The sequence below is a fragment of the Thalassobacter stenotrophicus genome, assembly GCF_001458315.1.
GTDB lineage: Bacteria > Pseudomonadota > Alphaproteobacteria > Rhodobacterales > Rhodobacteraceae > Thalassobacter > Thalassobacter stenotrophicus.
In genome coordinates this window covers 195,787-211,359 of sequence record NZ_CYRX01000011.1, presented here as the reverse complement: position 1 = coordinate 211,359, position 15,573 = coordinate 195,787, and the positions used below count along the sequence as shown (strand labels likewise).

17 protein-coding genes are annotated in these 15,573 nt (G+C 58.7%); 11 read left to right on the top strand and 6 right to left on the bottom strand.

Annotated features, from left to right (window positions below):
* Position 1: 1 nt before the first annotated feature.
* Both THS5294_RS05550 and THS5294_RS05545 read right to left on the bottom strand, forming a co-directional pair.
* Positions 2-1,744 carry an ABC transporter ATP-binding protein gene (locus tag THS5294_RS05550; RefSeq protein WP_233486410.1) on the bottom strand — a complete coding sequence of 581 codons (1,743 nt, stop codon included), beginning with the start codon at positions 1,742-1,744 and terminating at the stop codon, positions 2-4.
* A gap of 79 nt (positions 1,745-1,823) precedes the next feature.
* On the bottom strand, positions 1,824-3,065 hold the full coding sequence (locus THS5294_RS05545; protein WP_058122945.1) for a Coenzyme F420 hydrogenase/dehydrogenase, beta subunit C-terminal domain: 1,242 nt from the start codon (positions 3,063-3,065) through the stop codon (positions 1,824-1,826).
* A gap of 169 nt (positions 3,066-3,234) precedes the next feature.
* Between THS5294_RS05545 and THS5294_RS05540 the strand changes: the two genes are divergently transcribed.
* Positions 3,235-4,257 carry an aspartate-semialdehyde dehydrogenase gene (locus THS5294_RS05540; RefSeq protein ID WP_038005577.1) on the top strand — a complete coding sequence of 341 codons (1,023 nt, stop codon included), beginning with the start codon at positions 3,235-3,237 and terminating at the stop codon, positions 4,255-4,257.
* Here THS5294_RS05540 and THS5294_RS05535 read toward each other — a convergent pair.
* The gene (locus THS5294_RS05535) at positions 4,254-4,619 is read right to left on the bottom strand and encodes a hypothetical protein (protein WP_058122944.1); all 366 of its coding nucleotides are present in this window, start codon (positions 4,617-4,619) and stop codon (positions 4,254-4,256) included. The two genes, THS5294_RS05540 and THS5294_RS05535, sit on opposite strands and share 4 nt — an antisense overlap.
* A gap of 156 nt (positions 4,620-4,775) precedes the next feature.
* Between THS5294_RS05535 and THS5294_RS05530 the strand changes: the two genes are divergently transcribed.
* Positions 4,776-5,015 carry a hypothetical protein gene (locus THS5294_RS05530; RefSeq protein ID WP_038005578.1) on the top strand — a complete coding sequence of 80 codons (240 nt, stop codon included), beginning with the start codon at positions 4,776-4,778 and terminating at the stop codon, positions 5,013-5,015.
* Here THS5294_RS05530 and THS5294_RS05525 read toward each other — a convergent pair.
* A complete protein-coding gene (locus tag THS5294_RS05525) occupies positions 4,979-5,629 on the bottom strand; it encodes a carbonic anhydrase (RefSeq protein WP_058122943.1) in 651 nt (216 codons plus the stop codon). The genes THS5294_RS05530 and THS5294_RS05525 overlap by 37 nt on opposite strands.
* Positions 5,630-5,781: 152 nt before the next feature.
* On the opposite strand from THS5294_RS05525, the gene THS5294_RS05520 reads away from it, so the two are divergent.
* From THS5294_RS05520 to THS5294_RS05510, 3 genes are read left to right on the top strand one after another with little or no spacing between them, the layout of a single operon-like run.
* Positions 5,782-6,162 (top strand): hypothetical protein, encoded by a 381-nt coding sequence (locus THS5294_RS05520; RefSeq protein ID WP_058122942.1) that lies wholly within the window; start codon positions 5,782-5,784, stop codon positions 6,160-6,162.
* Positions 6,163-6,221: 59 nt separating this feature from the next.
* Positions 6,222-7,619: a leucyl aminopeptidase family protein gene (locus THS5294_RS05515; protein ID WP_170863225.1), complete on the top strand. Its 1,398-nt coding sequence runs from the start codon at positions 6,222-6,224 to the stop codon at positions 7,617-7,619.
* Positions 7,616-8,470, top strand: coding sequence for a C40 family peptidase (locus THS5294_RS05510; RefSeq protein WP_233486409.1), 855 nt, complete (start codon positions 7,616-7,618; stop codon positions 8,468-8,470). The genes THS5294_RS05515 and THS5294_RS05510 overlap by 4 nt, the downstream gene beginning before the upstream one ends.
* A gap of 4 nt (positions 8,471-8,474) precedes the next feature.
* On the opposite strand, the gene THS5294_RS05505 is transcribed toward THS5294_RS05510, so the two are convergent.
* Positions 8,475-8,804 carry a DUF2794 domain-containing protein gene (locus THS5294_RS05505; protein ID WP_038005975.1) on the bottom strand — a complete coding sequence of 110 codons (330 nt, stop codon included), beginning with the start codon at positions 8,802-8,804 and terminating at the stop codon, positions 8,475-8,477.
* A gap of 528 nt (positions 8,805-9,332) precedes the next feature.
* Positions 9,333-10,202 carry a branched-chain amino acid aminotransferase gene (locus tag THS5294_RS05500; RefSeq protein ID WP_038005977.1) on the bottom strand — a complete coding sequence of 290 codons (870 nt, stop codon included), beginning with the start codon at positions 10,200-10,202 and terminating at the stop codon, positions 9,333-9,335.
* Between the two features lie 153 nt (positions 10,203-10,355).
* Between THS5294_RS05500 and THS5294_RS05495 the strand changes: the two genes are divergently transcribed.
* From THS5294_RS05495 to dxs, 6 genes are read left to right on the top strand one after another with little or no spacing between them, the layout of a single operon-like run.
* Positions 10,356-10,859, top strand: a complete 504-nt coding sequence (locus THS5294_RS05495; RefSeq protein WP_058122941.1) for a MarR family winged helix-turn-helix transcriptional regulator — start codon at positions 10,356-10,358, stop codon at positions 10,857-10,859.
* A complete protein-coding gene (locus THS5294_RS05490; RefSeq protein WP_058122940.1) occupies positions 10,856-11,557 on the top strand; it encodes a response regulator in 702 nt (233 codons plus the stop codon). The genes THS5294_RS05495 and THS5294_RS05490 overlap by 4 nt, the downstream gene beginning before the upstream one ends.
* Before the next feature lie 48 nt (positions 11,558-11,605).
* Positions 11,606-12,535, top strand: coding sequence for a histone deacetylase family protein (locus THS5294_RS05485; RefSeq protein WP_058122939.1), 930 nt, complete (start codon positions 11,606-11,608; stop codon positions 12,533-12,535).
* Positions 12,532-12,774 carry an exodeoxyribonuclease VII small subunit gene (locus tag THS5294_RS05480; protein ID WP_038005586.1) on the top strand — a complete coding sequence of 81 codons (243 nt, stop codon included), beginning with the start codon at positions 12,532-12,534 and terminating at the stop codon, positions 12,772-12,774. Before THS5294_RS05485 ends, THS5294_RS05480 begins: the two co-directional genes overlap by 4 nt.
* A gap of 4 nt (positions 12,775-12,778) precedes the next feature.
* A complete protein-coding gene (locus THS5294_RS05475) occupies positions 12,779-13,648 on the top strand; it encodes a polyprenyl synthetase family protein (RefSeq protein WP_058122938.1) in 870 nt (289 codons plus the stop codon).
* A gap of 9 nt (positions 13,649-13,657) precedes the next feature.
* Positions 13,658-15,568, top strand: coding sequence for a 1-deoxy-D-xylulose-5-phosphate synthase (gene dxs / locus THS5294_RS05470; protein WP_058122937.1), 1,911 nt, complete (start codon positions 13,658-13,660; stop codon positions 15,566-15,568).
* Positions 15,569-15,573 lie beyond the last annotated feature (5 nt).

Here is a 15,573-nt window from a genome sequence, read left to right as displayed (position 1 = left end):
TTCAGTCTTGGCTGTCAAATTGTAGCGCGCTGAGTTGGGTATAGAGCCCACCTTTGCTGAGCAATTCATCGTGGGTGCCGCGCTCCGCCACACGGCCCTCGCTTAGGACAAGGATTTGGTCGGCGGCGCGGATGGTGGAGAGCCTGTGGGCAATCACGAGAGTTGTTCGATTTGCGGAAAGCCGTTCGAGTGCGGCTTGGACAAGAGCTTCGGATTTAGTGTCCAAGGCCGACGTGGCTTCATCCAACAAAAGGATGGGCGTGTCGCGCAGGATGGCGCGCGCGATGGCGACCCGTTGCCGTTGGCCGCCGGACAAATTTGAACCGCGAGGTCCTGCAGGGCTGTCGAGGCCGTTTGGCAGATCAGCAAGAAAGTCGGACACGTGTGCAGCCTCAATCGCCGCTGCGATCTGATCTTCGGTGACATCAGTGCGACCTACGAGGATGTTTTCACGCAAGGATTCATCAAAGAGCAATGTCTCTTGGGACACGACAGATATCAGGCTGCGTAGGTTCTCTAGCGGCCAGTTGCGGATATCTTCGCCACCCAAACGCACCGTTCCTGACTGCGGATCAGCCAGCCGGGTCAGCGCATTGAAAACTGTACTTTTCCCCGCGCCAGATAGACCGACAAGGGCCGTAGTCTTGCCCGCTGGAGCCGTGAAATTCAGCCCGCGCAGGACAGGCGTATCGGCGTACGATAGGTTTACGTCGTCAAACTGCACGTCCAATGCTGCGGGTGTTGCGGGGGCCTTAACGGCTGCGGTGATTGTCGGTTGAGTGTCGAGCAACCCATAAATGCGCGTCAGGCTCGCCATCATGATTTGATACATCCCCGCGAGGTTCGCGAGCCGTCGGATCGGCTGAAACGCGAGGGCCATGGCCGCGAAAAACGACATGAACTCACCGATGGTTTTTTCGCCCAAAATGATCTGCTGCCCGCCATAAAGCATCACCGCGAAGAACCCAAAGCCAACCGATAAATCTACGATGCCGGGGATAGTTGCGTTGCCGGCCTGCGTCTTGACCGAAGCGGTGATATGTTCGGCCGTGACACTGCGAAAGCGGCTCTTTTGGTAGGCCTCCATCGTGTTCAGTTTGATGGGGGTGATGCCGTGGAAAATCTCATCTAGGCGGGTTGTGCGGCGGCCCGCGATATCGCGCAAAGCAAAGCTTTTCTTACGAATATACCGCTGTACGATCAGGGAAGGCACCATCAAGAGCGGTGCCCCGATAACCGCGACAAGCGTCCACATAGGGTCCACGAGGATGGCCACAATCATCAGTGATATCAGGGCGATGGTATCGCGTCCCGCCCCGAGAATGAGTGTGTTCCATGTATGTTGAATGGCCAATACATCGCCCTGGACACGCTCGATCAAGACGCCCGGCGGGTTGGCCTGATAAAACGCATTGTCGAGGTTGAGGGTATGGGCCAGCAGGTCCTCTTGGAGGGCGCTGGATGTGCGAAACGATACCGATGCCATGATGATCCGCTGGGTCACGCCGGCGAATGCGCGTGCGGCGAACAACCCAAAAATCCCAAGGCCGACCCAAAAGACCAGATCGCTGCGGCCCGCGACGAAAACCTCATCAAACATAGGTTCCAGCATGTAGCTGAGCGCGCCCAACGTGCTGCCCTCGATGATCATCAAGATGGCGGCAAAGATCAGCCACGGCAAATGCTTGCGCAAATAGCTGCGCCAGAGGCGGGCGAAGGGATGGCGTTGGGGTTCAGAAGTCACGGTGATGCACGGGTGTCCTTGGGTTGCGTCGGCTTACCCGTTTCTGCGGCGCGCGCCAAGTGGTGCAGCATCTGCGCGGTCAGGGGGCTCTGGGCGGCGTCTTGCGCTCACCCTGTTCTGGGCGCAGGCCATAGGGGGCTGCGAGCGCCCACACATGATCCGGGATCATATGTTTCATCCGGGCAGGAGCCGCGCGGCGCAGATGCAGGATTGTTTCAACAGCTTTCATTTCTAGGCGAGCCTTGGCGAATTCACGCCCCTTTGGTCCAATCCGAGGCTGTAGAAACGATACAATGGGGCGAACCCAATCGGGCATCCGCCGCAGTGGTAGTCCACCTGCGGCTCGCGCAGTATTTTCGGCAAAACCTTTGACCGCAGCCGTGCGCTTGCCCGAGGATCCGACAGGTGACAGTCGGATTTCGTCGCCCAAAGCGTTCAGCATCTCTTGCCCACGTTCGTTTCGCACGATCAGCCATTGCTCACCTTCACCTGCCATGTATCCGACGGTGATATCCGCAAGGGCGTTGGTGTAGTCGGTGCACGTCCGGCACGTCAGTGGAAAGAAATCGTCGGGCAGGTTGCTGATTGGTAGCGACAAAAAGGGGATTAGCTTGGTCTTGGCGTTCTCAAACCGGACCTCAACCCGGTAATCGGCTCTAAATTCGAGGTACGTGACGGTTTCGGGTTTGTCGGTCAGGAGCGCGAGGAAGTCGTGAAAGTTTTCCGTCGTTGTGTTGTCGGAGCAGGGCGTGCCGATGACGTACAGGCGCTCAAACCCAAGCTGGGCTTCGATGTTGCGTAGGGCGTGTACCTGACAGGGGATGCCGATGATCGCGAGGCGTTTGTGCCCCGCATCCGCCGCTGGCTCCAGCAGGGATAAAAGCGGTGCATAGCCCATACGCATTCCGCGCACACGGGCCATATCCGCAGGATCGGTGATGATGACTGGGACAGGGCGAAAGATATCATCCTCAGCGGGCGCGAGGGTCAAGACCGCATCCACCGCTCCGGTTTCCAACAGTTTTGCGGCCAGCGATGTCGTGATCCCAGTCCATTGCGCGCCGGGCTTAGGTATCCGCATCGCGGCGCGGTGCATGGCAATGTGCGGCCCGAAAAAACGGGCGTCTTCGTCGGCCGTATCGCGTGGTGCGCCGTGTACTTGGGTTTCGAGCTTGGGGAAATCTGGTGTCGTAAATTGGCAGGCTTGGCCACATTCCGCCGCCAGTTTCATCCGCGACAGGCCGCAATCGGTGCACATCTTACCGCGTGGCAAAGCCGGCGCAGGGGTGGGGGCGGTTAGGGGGGATGTGGCGTCTGGCATGGTGATATCTCAGTTTTGATGTCACGCTACCACATGTCTAGTTTTGTTGACACATGAAACGTGATGCTCCCCAATCATCAAATGTCATGGCGGTTGCGGCCCCATAGCCCTTTCCTCTTACGGCGCGCTGGGCTATGAGGCCCCGTCCTGATCGAGAGGAGACCCGGAGATGGGCTATAAAGTCGTCGTCGTTGGCGCCACGGGAAATGTGGGCCGCGAAATGCTGAATATTCTTTCTGAACGTCAGTTCCCCATTGATGAGATCGCCGTACTGGCGAGCCGTCGGTCGCTGGGTACCGAGGTGAGCTTTGGCGACAAGACCCTCAAGACGCAGGACCTTGCTACGTTTGATTTCACTGGCTGGGATATCTCGCTCTGGGCTGTTGGCTCTGAGGCGACCAAAGAGCACGCGCCACGGTCCGCCAAGGCAAACTGCATCGTGATCGATAACTCGTCGCTGTACCGCTACGACCCGGACATTCCGCTGGTCGTGCCAGAGGTGAACCCCGAAGCCGTCGATGGCTATGCAAAGAAAAACATCATCGCCAACCCCAACTGCTCAACCGCGCAAATGGTTGTGGCGCTGAAGCCGTTGCATGATCGCGCACGCATCAAGCGCGTTGTGGTCAGCACCTACCAATCCGTATCTGGCGCGGGCAAAGGCGGCATGGACGAGCTGTGGGATCAGACCAAAGCGGTCTACAACCCCACAAGCAATTCTGCCCCGGCCCAATTCACCAAGCAGATCGCGTTCAACGTCATTCCGCACATCGACGTCTTTATGGACGACGGGTCGACCAAAGAAGAATGGAAGATGGTCGCGGAGACGAAAAAGATCATTGAATCCAGCATCAAAGTTACCGCAACATGCGTGCGGGTGCCTGTGTTCGTCGGTCACTCCGAAGCGATCAACATCGAGTTCGAGGACTTCCTTGACGAAGACGAAGCCCGCGAAATCTTGCGCACAGCGCCGGGTATCCTTGTGGTGGATAAGCGCGAAGACGGTGGCTATGTCACGCCCGTCGAATGCGTCGGCGACTACGCCACATTCATCAGCCGTATCCGTCAAGACAGCACGATTGAGAATGGCCTGAACCTGTGGTGCGTCTCGGACAACTTGCGCAAAGGCGCTGCGTTGAACGCTGTGCAAATCGCGGAAACGCTGGGTAACCGGGTGCTTAAAAAGGGCTAATATTTCTCCACGAGAATATAGTCATCGGGGTCGGGTCCAGAGATGGGTCCGGCCCCGTTTTCGTTTGGGATGCTGGTGGCCAAATGGGCGTGGGTGTGTCCGGGAAAAGGTGTGTTGAACCGCATGGCAAGTTGTCGATACGCAGGCCCAATCGCTCCTGCTTTGCAAAGCCGCACGTTTCCTTTGATCCGATACAAGGCTAACCCGCCACCGGCCGGTTTGAACGTGTAGCCATGTGCCGCCAGTCGCAGTTGCAAGTCGGTCCAATCCTGCGCAATCGCGATGTCGCGGGCAAGTTTATCGCGCAGCTTCCAAGCTTGCTCCTGCCGGGCGCGAATCTGTTGTGCCGAGTGATCATCCATTCACTCAGCTTCGCGGTACTTAGTTAAAACTATCTGAATCCTTGGCGGGTTTTGGATTTGATAAAATGCATTTCAAATCCGCACTTCGATATAGAGGATTTCTTTAGAAAACTGATCTAGAACGGCGCTGTCGGGGCACGTCCAGCGGAGCGTACTATGCAAAAGATATTGAAAAAATTGTCTAAGAAAGACGAAGAGCCAACCACCGCTGAAATGCGCGAAATGATATTGCGATTAGAGCGTGATGAAGCGTTTGAAGCAGATGCCGCCGAGACAGCCTTATGGGCGCAGAAGAAAGAAAAAGCCAACAGGAAGAACGGTTTCCTGTCAGCGCATATGCCGCCGGTTAAGCGCAAACGTCAGGCTTCGACGAATAAGTCCGCTTTGGCGTCGTAGATATGTAGCCCACCTTGGCCGATATCGGTCCAAAGGCCATGAAGTGCGAGCGAGCCATCCATGACGCGTTCGGCCACAAACGGGAAGGTCATCAGGTTTTCCAGAGAAACAAGAACTGCTTTCTTCTCAAGCGCTTCGAGGCGTGCGTTTTCGTCTGCAATGTCTCGAACCTGTTCAAATCCAGGGCGCAGTAGGTCCATCCAGCGGCCAACAAAGCTTTCGGTTTTCTCTAGTTCAGGCGCATGGCCAAGGCACATCTCATGACATCCCTTAACGCCGCCACAACTTGAGTGACCTAGAACAATGACTTGACTCACTTTCAATGCGGTCACAGCGTATTCAACCGCGGCGGATGTGCCGTGATGATCGCCGTCTGGCTGAAACGGTGGGACTAGGGCCGCGATGTTGCGGTGAATAAAGAACTCACCCTGCTCGGCACCAAACAAAGCTGTCACGTGAACACGACTGTCACAGCAGGAAATAATCATGCACCGAGGCCGCTGCCCTTCTTGGGCAAGTCTTTGATACCACGCTTTATTGGCGTTGAACGTCGTGGCGCGCCATCCGTGATATCGTTGGAGTAACGTGGCTGGCAGCGGCTGGGCATGCTTCATTTTGAGTGTCTTTTCATAGAATTTGTATCGCTTCTATGTCGGAAACGCAGGGAATTCGAGTGATTTGTCGCCGCAGGGGGAAAGGCTTTCTTCACTTTTCTGGTTCATGTTCAGCTCCAACTGTGGGGGCGCAGTTATGTGGAGTGTGGGATATGAAAACGGTAGCAACGCTACGTTATGATGAGGCTGTGCGATTTGATGCAGAGCGGTTGGAGGCCTTGTGTCGTGACTACGGAGAGGACGCGGCGGAAAAGGTTATCGCACGCGCGCTTGAGCAGATAGCGATCAAGATGGCAGCACTTGAAGTTCTGTTTGCTGAGCAAAGTTATGCTGGGATGGACCAAATCTGTGCCAGCTTAACCCGGATTGCAGGCCAAATCGGGATGACTACGATGGCGCGTGTGGCGCGTGACGTGCGTGCGTGTATTAAAAAGGGTGACGTAGTCGGCATCGCGGCGACCATGGGTCGTTTGCACCGGATCGGTGACAATTCGGTACACGCGATTTGGTCGGTTGAGGACATATCCGTCTAAGGGCTTGCGGCAGGGGCTGGGGTTAGTAGGTTGCATGGAACAACTGAAAGGTTCGCGCCATGCCCTCGGATACCTTGCCCCGGTTTGCTCCGCCTGATGCGGCTGCCACGCCGCTCCACATCCTGCCGCAGGATACGTTTGCAGATTGGCTGGGCGCTCAGCCAGAGCGTTTGCAGGCGTGGGTCGAAAGCTGCGGTTTTCGCGCAGGCCTGGGGGAAATTCTCCGTGTCCCGGGCGATGATGGTGCTTTGTCCGCGGTTCTCATGGGTTGGGGCAAGCCAGCGGCCCATGCACGGGGCCGTTTTGCCGTGGCGCGTGCGCTGAGCGCGCTAAAGACGGGCACATACAAACTGGATGGGCCGCTCGAAGGTGATGATCTCAATGAGGCTGCTCTTGGGTGGCTCTTGGGCGGGTATGCGTTCGATCGATATGCAACGCAGTCGCCGCCAACCGCCAAGCTAGTCGCACCGGCGGGCATCGATGCCGCCCGGATTGAGGCGATTGCAGCTGGCGAAATCCTGACCCGCAACCTGATCAACACCCCCGCGGCCGACATGGGCCCGGAGGCTTTGGAACAAGCGGTGCGGGACCTAGGCGCGGCCTTTGGTGCAGAAGTTATATCAACCATTGGCGATGATTTGTTGACCGCCAATTTCCCAATGATCCATGCGGTGGGTCGCGCGGCGGAACAAGCGCCGCGTTTGTTGGACATGACTTGGGGCGATACCGGGCCCACATTAACGTTGGTCGGTAAGGGCGTGTGTTTTGATACCGGCGGGCTGAACCTGAAGCCCGGCGCATCAATGGGGTTGATGAAAAAGGATATGGGCGGCGCGGCCACGGTCTTGGGTCTTGCTCATATGATCATGGCCCTGAACCTGCCGCTCCGGCTGCGGGTTTTGATCCCAGCGGTGGAAAACGCGGTCGCTGGCAACGCCTTCCGCCCCGGTGATATCCTGTCCTCACGCAAAGGGCTGAGCGTTGAGGTGAACAATACGGACGCCGAGGGGCGTCTTGTTCTGGCGGATGCCTTGGCCCTCGCCGATGAAACCCCTCCAGATTTGATGATTTGCATGGCGACGCTGACCGGGGCGGCGCGTGTGGCGCTTGGCCCGGACCTCGCGCCCTTTTACACCGACGACGCAGATGTTGCTGCATCCCTCGCCGTAGCCGGCACGCGGGTGCGCGACCCACTGTGGCGTATGCCGCTGCACCGGCCCTACGACACGATGATTGAACCAAAAATTGCAGACCTTGATAATGCGCCAAGCGGTGGTATGGCAGGGTCTATTACCGCTGCGCTTTTTCTTGATCGATTTGTGACGGATACGGCGCGGTTTGTGCATTTTGATATCTACGGCTGGCAACCAACCGCACAACCAGCGCGCCCGAAGGGTGGCGTTGGGATGGGCGCGCGGGCCATACTAGAGGCACTTCCGGAGGTGCTAAATTTATGAACGACATGTCAACGACTGACCAGCGCATGATACCGGCCAACGGACACGCGGCGGCTTTTGAACTCAAGGGCCAAGTCGAGGCTGCTCGCTTTGTCAAAGGCACGGTCAAATCGGTGAAACAGCCGCTTTTGAACCTGATGGATGAGCCCAGAGGCAAGCGTGCCTCGCAGCTTCTTTTTGGCGAACGGTTCCGCGTGATTGACGAACGGGATGGCTACGCCTTTGGTCAGGCAGAGCGAGATGGCTATTGCGGTTACGTGGTGTCCGGCGCGCTGGGCGGAGAGGAGCAGCCCTCGCATTGGGTCGCGGCCCCCGCCACACACCTGTACCCAAAGCCCGAGATCAAAGCCCCGCCCGAAGTTGCCATTTTCTTTGGAAGTCAGGTCAAAGTCGTCGCAGATCACGGTGATTTTGTAAAAATCGCGACAGGACATTTCGTGCCGCGCGCGCATGTGCAGCCTCTCAAAGCCCGCTTTTCGGACCCCGTTGGTGTAGCGGATCTGTTGCTCGGCACGCCTTACCTTTGGGGCGGGTCTTCGCGCTGGGGGATTGATTGTTCGGGCCTCGTGCAAATGGCGCTTTTGGCCTGCGGTATGGAATGTCCGCGCGACAGCGACCAGCAGCGCAGCCTTGGCCGAGATCTCCACCATGGGGAGCCGTATCTGCGCGGCGATCTGGTTTTCTGGGACGGACACGTCGGGATTATGGCCAGCGAGGATGTTCTTATTCACGCGAATGCGCACCATATGGCCGTCGCCTATGAACCCATTACTGAAGCGCGCAATCGGTTCCGTGATAGCAATGTTGGTGACATCGCCGCGAAAAAACGCCTCAAACTGCCCGACAACTAAGGGGCTAAGTGACGGACCGGATCAGCTTGCGTTCAAGCACACGCAGCACTGTCCGCAGGTCATGCCCACGCTTTAGGATCTGCCCATCCATTCCGATGATTGCATAGGCGCCTTGGCGGTTGGCCAGCTTGGGCCGTTTCTCGATCCGATACAGCGGTTGTTCCGCAGTACGCCGAAACACCGAAAAAACCGCGACTTCCTTGAGCGCAGATATCCCGTAGTCGCGCCACTCGCCGGCGGCGACCATGCGGCCATACAGTCCGAGGATGATGTTCAGTTCTGTGCGATGGAAATGCACGCTCTGCGCCGGATAGGACGAGGTTTGTATGTTCATATCCAAAAGGTACCCCGGTGAGCGTGCAAAGCAAGCCTCGCCACGAATTCGTCTCAAAATCACCCTGCCAAAGCCGCCGCGGCAGCGCGAATCTGCCATGGGCGTCCTGCATAAAAACTCTACGTAGCGAGAGCAATCTCGAACCCCGGCGCGGTGATTTCTTGCCCCCACCTAGTATGCCGCGTCGGGGCCTACGTCAGAATAACAGGCCAGTCAGAGCCGGAACGAGCGCCCCTCGGAGCTGAAAACAGCCCGAGGGGTTTCGTGTTTTTGGGGTGTTAACCATGTCGCCGTTTCGCCCTGAAATGACCCCAAGGCTGCCGCTGAGGCTACGCACTCCGGTCATGGTCGGGTGGCATAGATGTCCCTGTAGAGAGCATTTGCTCACCCCGGCGCGACGATTTCTTGCCCCCACCCAGTACGTTGCGTCGGGGACCTACAATCAAACAAATGGTCAAAATGGCCCGAAACGAGCAACCCCCGCCAGCGGCGGGGGTTTTCGTCGTGTTGTAGATGCTTGCGGGCGAATTAGGCGCGCACGAGCTTTTCGTAGTCTTCGGCAATTTCGCGGGTCAGTGCGCCGACCTCAAAATTGTAGTCGCCGATTTCGCCCACGGGTGTGACCTCGGCAGCTGTGCCCGTCAGCCAACATTGCTGAAAACCTTCCAGCTCCTCGGGCATGATAACGCGCTCATGCACGGTGATGCCTTTGTCTTGAAGCATCCCGATCACGGTCTGACGGGTGATCCCGTTCAGGAAGGCATCGGCCTTGGGCGTGTGCACTTCACCGTCTTTGACAAAGAAGATGTTCGCGCCCGTCGCCTCGGCCACATAGCCGCGATAGTCGAACATCATCGCGTCGGAACAGCCTTTGGCTTCGGCGGCATGTTTGGACATGGTCGCGATCATATAAAGGCCAGCAGCCTTCGCTTGGGATGGCGCGGTCTCGGGTGAGGGGCGCTTCCATTTGGCGATGTCGAGCTTGGCGCCCTTCATCTTGGCGTCGCCGTAATAGTTGCCCCATTCCCAGACGGCGACGGCCATGTGGACCGGGTTGCGCGCCGAGGCGACACCCATGTCTTCACCGGCGCCACGCCATGCTAGCGCGCGGACGTAGGCGTCCTGTAGGCCATTGGCCTCAAGTGCGGCCTGCTTGGCGGCTTCGATTTCGTCGACCGTGTAGGGCAGGTCAAAGTCGATCAGCTTGCCCGACTGGATCAGCCGCTCAGAATGTTCGCGCGATTTGAAAATCTTGCCCGAATAGCACCGCTCACCCTCAAACACAGAGGACGCGTAGTGCATCGCATGGGTGAGGATGTGCACATTGGCCTCGCGCCAGTCTACAAGCGCGCCATCCATCCAGATTTTACCGTCGCGGTCATCATACCCTCCCGCCATCGTTCGCTCCTCCAAATTTGCAAATATTGCGCGGTATAGGTCCGGAACGGACATTTTATTGCGCATTTCGTGTGAATCGCTACCAATGCGCTCTTGGAAAGTCAACAACACTGACATAAAATCGAATAAGACGTGATCAGAAAGGCCCTACCCATGGATCAGCCCGGACCCAGCAGTGGTGAGAGCCTGCTTTTTCTGACCGATGAGCAGTTGCGCAAAGGGATCGAGGCGATGTTTTTCGCCTATCGCGGGTTTACGGCCGATCCGGACCGTATCCTTGAGGATCATGGCTATGGACGCGCGCATCATCGGGCGATCCACTTTATCCACCGCGCACCGGGCACAACTGTAAACAACCTGCTCAACATTTTGGGCGTCACCAAGCAGTCGCTCAACCGGGTGCTTCGGACCCTGCAATCGGATGGCTTGGTTGAGGCGCGAGTCGGCGCCAAGGACAAGCGCGAGCGGCATTTGTACCTGACCGCCAAGGGGGGTGAGCTAGAGCGCGCGCTGTCCGACGCCCAACGTCAACGCATGCGCGCAGCTTTCCGTGAGGCGGGCCCAAATGCCGTCGCTGGCTTTCGCACAGTTCTTGAGCATATGATGGATCCTGAAATGCGTCGCCACTATGCGGCGATGAAGGAGCCCGGCCAATGAGTGCAGACCAGCAGGCCCACGTTTTGCTCGTCGACGATGATGAGCGGATACGGACCCTTTTGCAGAAGTTCCTTGTGCGAAACGGCTATCTGACCACAGCCGCGCGGGATGCAGATCATGCGCGGCGGCTATTGGCGGGGCTCGATTTTGACCTCATCATTCTGGATGTGATGATGCCTGGTGACGATGGCATTACCCTCTGCCGCGAAATCCGTGAAACCCGCGAAACGCCGATCCTATTGCTCACGGCCAAGGGTGAAACCGGTGATCGGATCACCGGGCTTGAGGCCGGTGCGGACGATTATATGGCCAAACCGTTTGAGCCGAAGGAGCTGTTGTTGCGCATCGGTGCCGTGCTGCGCCGGATGCCACAAGGCGCCGTGGCCTCTGCGCCCAAGGTCCTGCATCTTGGCGGCGTGCGTTATGACATGGAACGTGGCGAGCTGTGGCAGGGTCAGGCGCTTGTGCGGCTAACGGCGACGGAATCGAGCCTGATGCGGATATTCAGCGGCACGCCCCATGAAGCCGTGAGCCGGACTGAACTGGTTGAGCGTTTGTCCCGCGATGGCGTGCAAAGCCAAGAACGGGCCGTTGATGTCCAGATCACGCGCCTGCGCCGCAAGATCGAGACAGACCCCAAGCAGCCGCGCTACCTGCAAACGGTGCGCGGGGCGGGCTATATGCTTGCCCCTGATTAAGGCGGGTCGGGACTTCACCCCGCGGGGGCGGCGCTGTAGGGTCGCGCCATGACAACCGCGCTTTACACCCACCCCGCGTCGCTGGCCCACGTCACCCCCGAGGGCCATCCCGAACAAATCGCCCGGATCAAGGCTATTGAAGCGGCTTTGGCCGATATGGATCTTGATCGCCGTGATGCGCCGATGGCCGACGACAGCGTCGTTCTGCGCTGTCACCCGCAAAGCCATGTAGATACGCTTCGCAACTCGGTTCCCGAGGATGATCGGCTGGTGCAGATGGACCCGGATACGTGGATGTCCAAGGGCTCGGTTGAGGCTGCATGGCGTGCCGCGGGTGCTGCGGTGGCCGCCGTTGATGCGGTTATGGCCGGTGACGCTGCGAACGCCTTTGTGGCCACGCGCCCACCCGGCCATCACGCCGAAACCGAGAAAACTATGGGCTTTTGCTTTTTGGGGAATGTGGCGATTGCGGCAAAATATGCGCTAGAGGCCCATGGGCTCAGCCGCGTGGCTGTCGTAGATTTTGACGTGCACCACGGCAATGGCACCCAAGATTTATTGTGGAATGAGCCGCGCGTGCGGTTCGTGTCTAGCCACCAGATGCCCCTTTGGCCCGGCAGTGGCGAACGCAGTGAAAGCGGGGCCCATGGGCAGATCACAAACATCCCTCTGCCAACTGCATCGGACGGGGCCCACATGCGCGCCGTCTATGAGGCCGAGGTGTTCCCTATGTTGATGGACTACGCCCCTGAGTTACTCATTATCTCAGCCGGTTTTGACGCCCACCGCGATGACCCTTTGGCGGGCTTGAACTGGATGACCAAAGATTTCCGCTGGGTCACTGAACGGCTGTGCGATGTGGCCGATGCCACATGTTCAGGCCGGGTGGTGTCTTGTCTTGAAGGCGGCTATGACTTGGACGCCTTGGCGGCGTCCGTCGCCACCCACGTCAGCACCCTAAAGGAGCGCGGCCAATGACCGATAAACCCGTCGCCGAAATGACATTCGAACAGGCCATGGCCGAGTTTGAGGCCGTTGTGCAGCAGCTAGATCGGGGCGACGTGGCGCTGGATGCGTCCATCGCGCTTTATAAACGCGGTGCCGCGCTCAAGGCCCATTGTGAGGCAAAGCTGCGCGCCGCCGAAGAGCAGGTCGAGCAGCTTGTGCTGAACGCCGACGGGCAACCCACCGGGAGCCGTCCCGTAGGCGATATGTAAGACCATGTTCAAACAAGACCTGAGTGCTGCGCAATCCGCTTTGCAGGGTTGTCTGGATGAAATCATGTCCGCCCTGCCCAGCAGTGAGGTAATGGCGGGCATGCGCTACGCCAGTGCGGGCGGCAAACGCTTACGCGGGTTTCTTGCGATGGAAACGGCGCGGCTGTTTGATGTGGACCCGGCGCATGCGTTGCGCGCGGGGGCGGCGGTTGAATGCCTCCACGCCTATAGCCTCGTGCATGATGATATGCCCTGCATGGACGACGATGCGCTGCGCCGTGGCCAGCCCACAGTGCATGTGAAATGGGATGAAGCGACCGCCGTTTTGGTCGGTGACGCGCTGCAAACCCTCGCGTTTGAAATCCTTGCACATCCCGATACCCACCCCGATGGGGCCGTGCGTGCACAGCTTTGCTTGACGCTTGCGCGCGCCAGTGGGGCCGAGGGTATGGTGCTAGGGCAGGCGCAGGACATTGCGGCCGAGACCGCGTCCGCCCCCCTAACGCTTGATCAAATCACCGAGCTTCAGAGCAACAAAACTGGCGCGCTGCTGGTTTGGCCCTGTGAGGCGGGGGCTATTCTGGGCGGCGCTGATCCGGCACCTTTGGTGGAATACGCACGTGCACTTGGTCTTGCGTTTCAGATTGCGGATGACGTGCTGGATGTTGAGGGCGATGCCATCCTCGCGGGCAAAGCGCTGCAAAAGGATGCCGATGCGGGCAAAGCCACGTTCGTTTCACTGCTGGGACTAGAGGCCGCCAAGGCCCGCGCCCAATCCCTGATTGATGAAGCCTGTGCGGCACTTCAGCCCTATGGCCCCCGTGCTGATACGTTGCGTGACATTGCACGCTATGTTGTCACGCGCGACAGATAGGAGGCCGCGATGTCGGACCGTCCCGAGACACCTTTGCTAAACCGGATCGCCGGGCCCGCCGACATGAAGGGCCTGAGTGACTTTGACCTGACCCGCCTTGCCACCGAGCTGCGCAAGGAAACGATCTGGTCGGTTTCCCAGACGGGGGGTCACTTGGGTGCGGGTCTGGGCGTGGTTGAGATGACGGTCGCCATTCACGCCGTGTTTGACGCCCCGCGTGACAAGTTGATCTGGGACGTCAGCCACCAGTGCTATCCGCACAAAATCCTGACGGGGCGGCGTGACCGCATGCTGACGATCCGTCAAAAAGACGGTTTGTCGGGGTTCACCAAACGCTCTGAGAGCCCCTATGACCCCTTTGGCGCGGCGCATTCCTCGACCTCAATCTCGGCAGCTATGGGCTTTGCTGTCGCGCGCGATCTCGGCTCCGAAACGGTGGGCGATGCTATTGCCGTCATCGGCGACGGGGCGCTGTCGGGGGGCATGGCCTATGAGGCGCTGAACCACGCAGGCCATGAAGGCACACGGTTGATCGTCATCCTGAACGACAATGAGATGTCCATCGCCCCACCCGTTGGCGCGATGTCTAGCTATCTCAGCCGGCTCTATGCGGGCCAGCCTTTCCAGGACTTTAAGGCTGCGGCCAAGGGTGCTGTCCGCATGCTGCCCGAGCCCTTCCAAGAAGGGGCTAAGCGGGCCAAAGAAATGCTCAAGGGCATGGCGGTTGGCGGCACCCTGTTTGAGGAGTTGGGGTTTTCCTATGTCGGCCCGATTGATGGCCACGATATGGATCAATTGTTGTCCGTTCTGCGCACCGTCAAGGCGCGTGCCGATGGCCCGATCCTGATCCATGCTGTGACCCAAAAGGGCAAAGGTTACGCCGAGGATCGCCCCGACCGGGGCCACGCAACGGCTAAGTTCGATATGATCACGGGTGAGCAAAAAAAGGCGCCCAGCAACGCGCCCAGCTACACGAAGATCTTTGCCCAAAGCCTGATCAAAGAGGCGGAGCGGGACGACAAGATCGTCGCGATCACGGCGGCGATGCCGGATGGCACGGGGCTTGATTTGTTTGGTGATCGTTTCCCCAAGCGCACCTTTGACGTTGGCATTGCTGAACAACACGGCGTCACATTCTGCGCGGGCCTTGCGGCAGGCGGGATGAAGCCGTTCTGCGCGATTTATTCCACTTTCTTGCAGCGGGGCTATGACCAGATTGTCCACGACGTGGCGATCCAGCGTTTGCCCGTGCGTTTTGCGATTGATCGCGCCGGCTTGGTCGGCGCGGATGGCGCGACCCACGCGGGCACCTTCGACATTGGCTATATGTCGTCCCTTCCGGGCATGGTCGTGATGGCCGCCGCGGATGAGGCCGAGTTGGTCCATATGGTTGCCACCGCCGTTGCCCATGATGACGGACCGATTGCCTTCCGTTTCCCACGGGGTGAGGGCGTTGGGGTTGATCTGCCTGAGCGGGGCACGCCACTAGAAATTGGCAAAGGCCGGATGATCGCGCAGGGCGAACGCGTGGCGCTGTTGTCCTTTGGCACCCGCCTCGAAGAGGTGAAGGAAGCCGCCGAGCGGTTGGCAGATCGAGGGCTCAAACCCACTATCGCCGACGCGCGTTTTGCCAAGCCATTGGACCGAGACCTGATCTTGCAATTGGCCGCTGATCACGAGGCGCTGATCACGATCGAAGAGGGCGCCATCGGCGGCTTTGGCAGCCACGTTGCCCAGCTTTTGGCCGAGGAAGGCGTGTTTGATGACGGACTTAAGTTCCGCTCAATGGTCTTGCCCGACACGTTCATCGATCAAGCCAATCCACACGACATGTACGAAATCGCCGCAATGAATGCCGAGCATATTGAGGCGAAGGTCCTCAATGTCTTGGGTGTTAAGGTGCTGGAAAAGCGGGCCTAAACGGC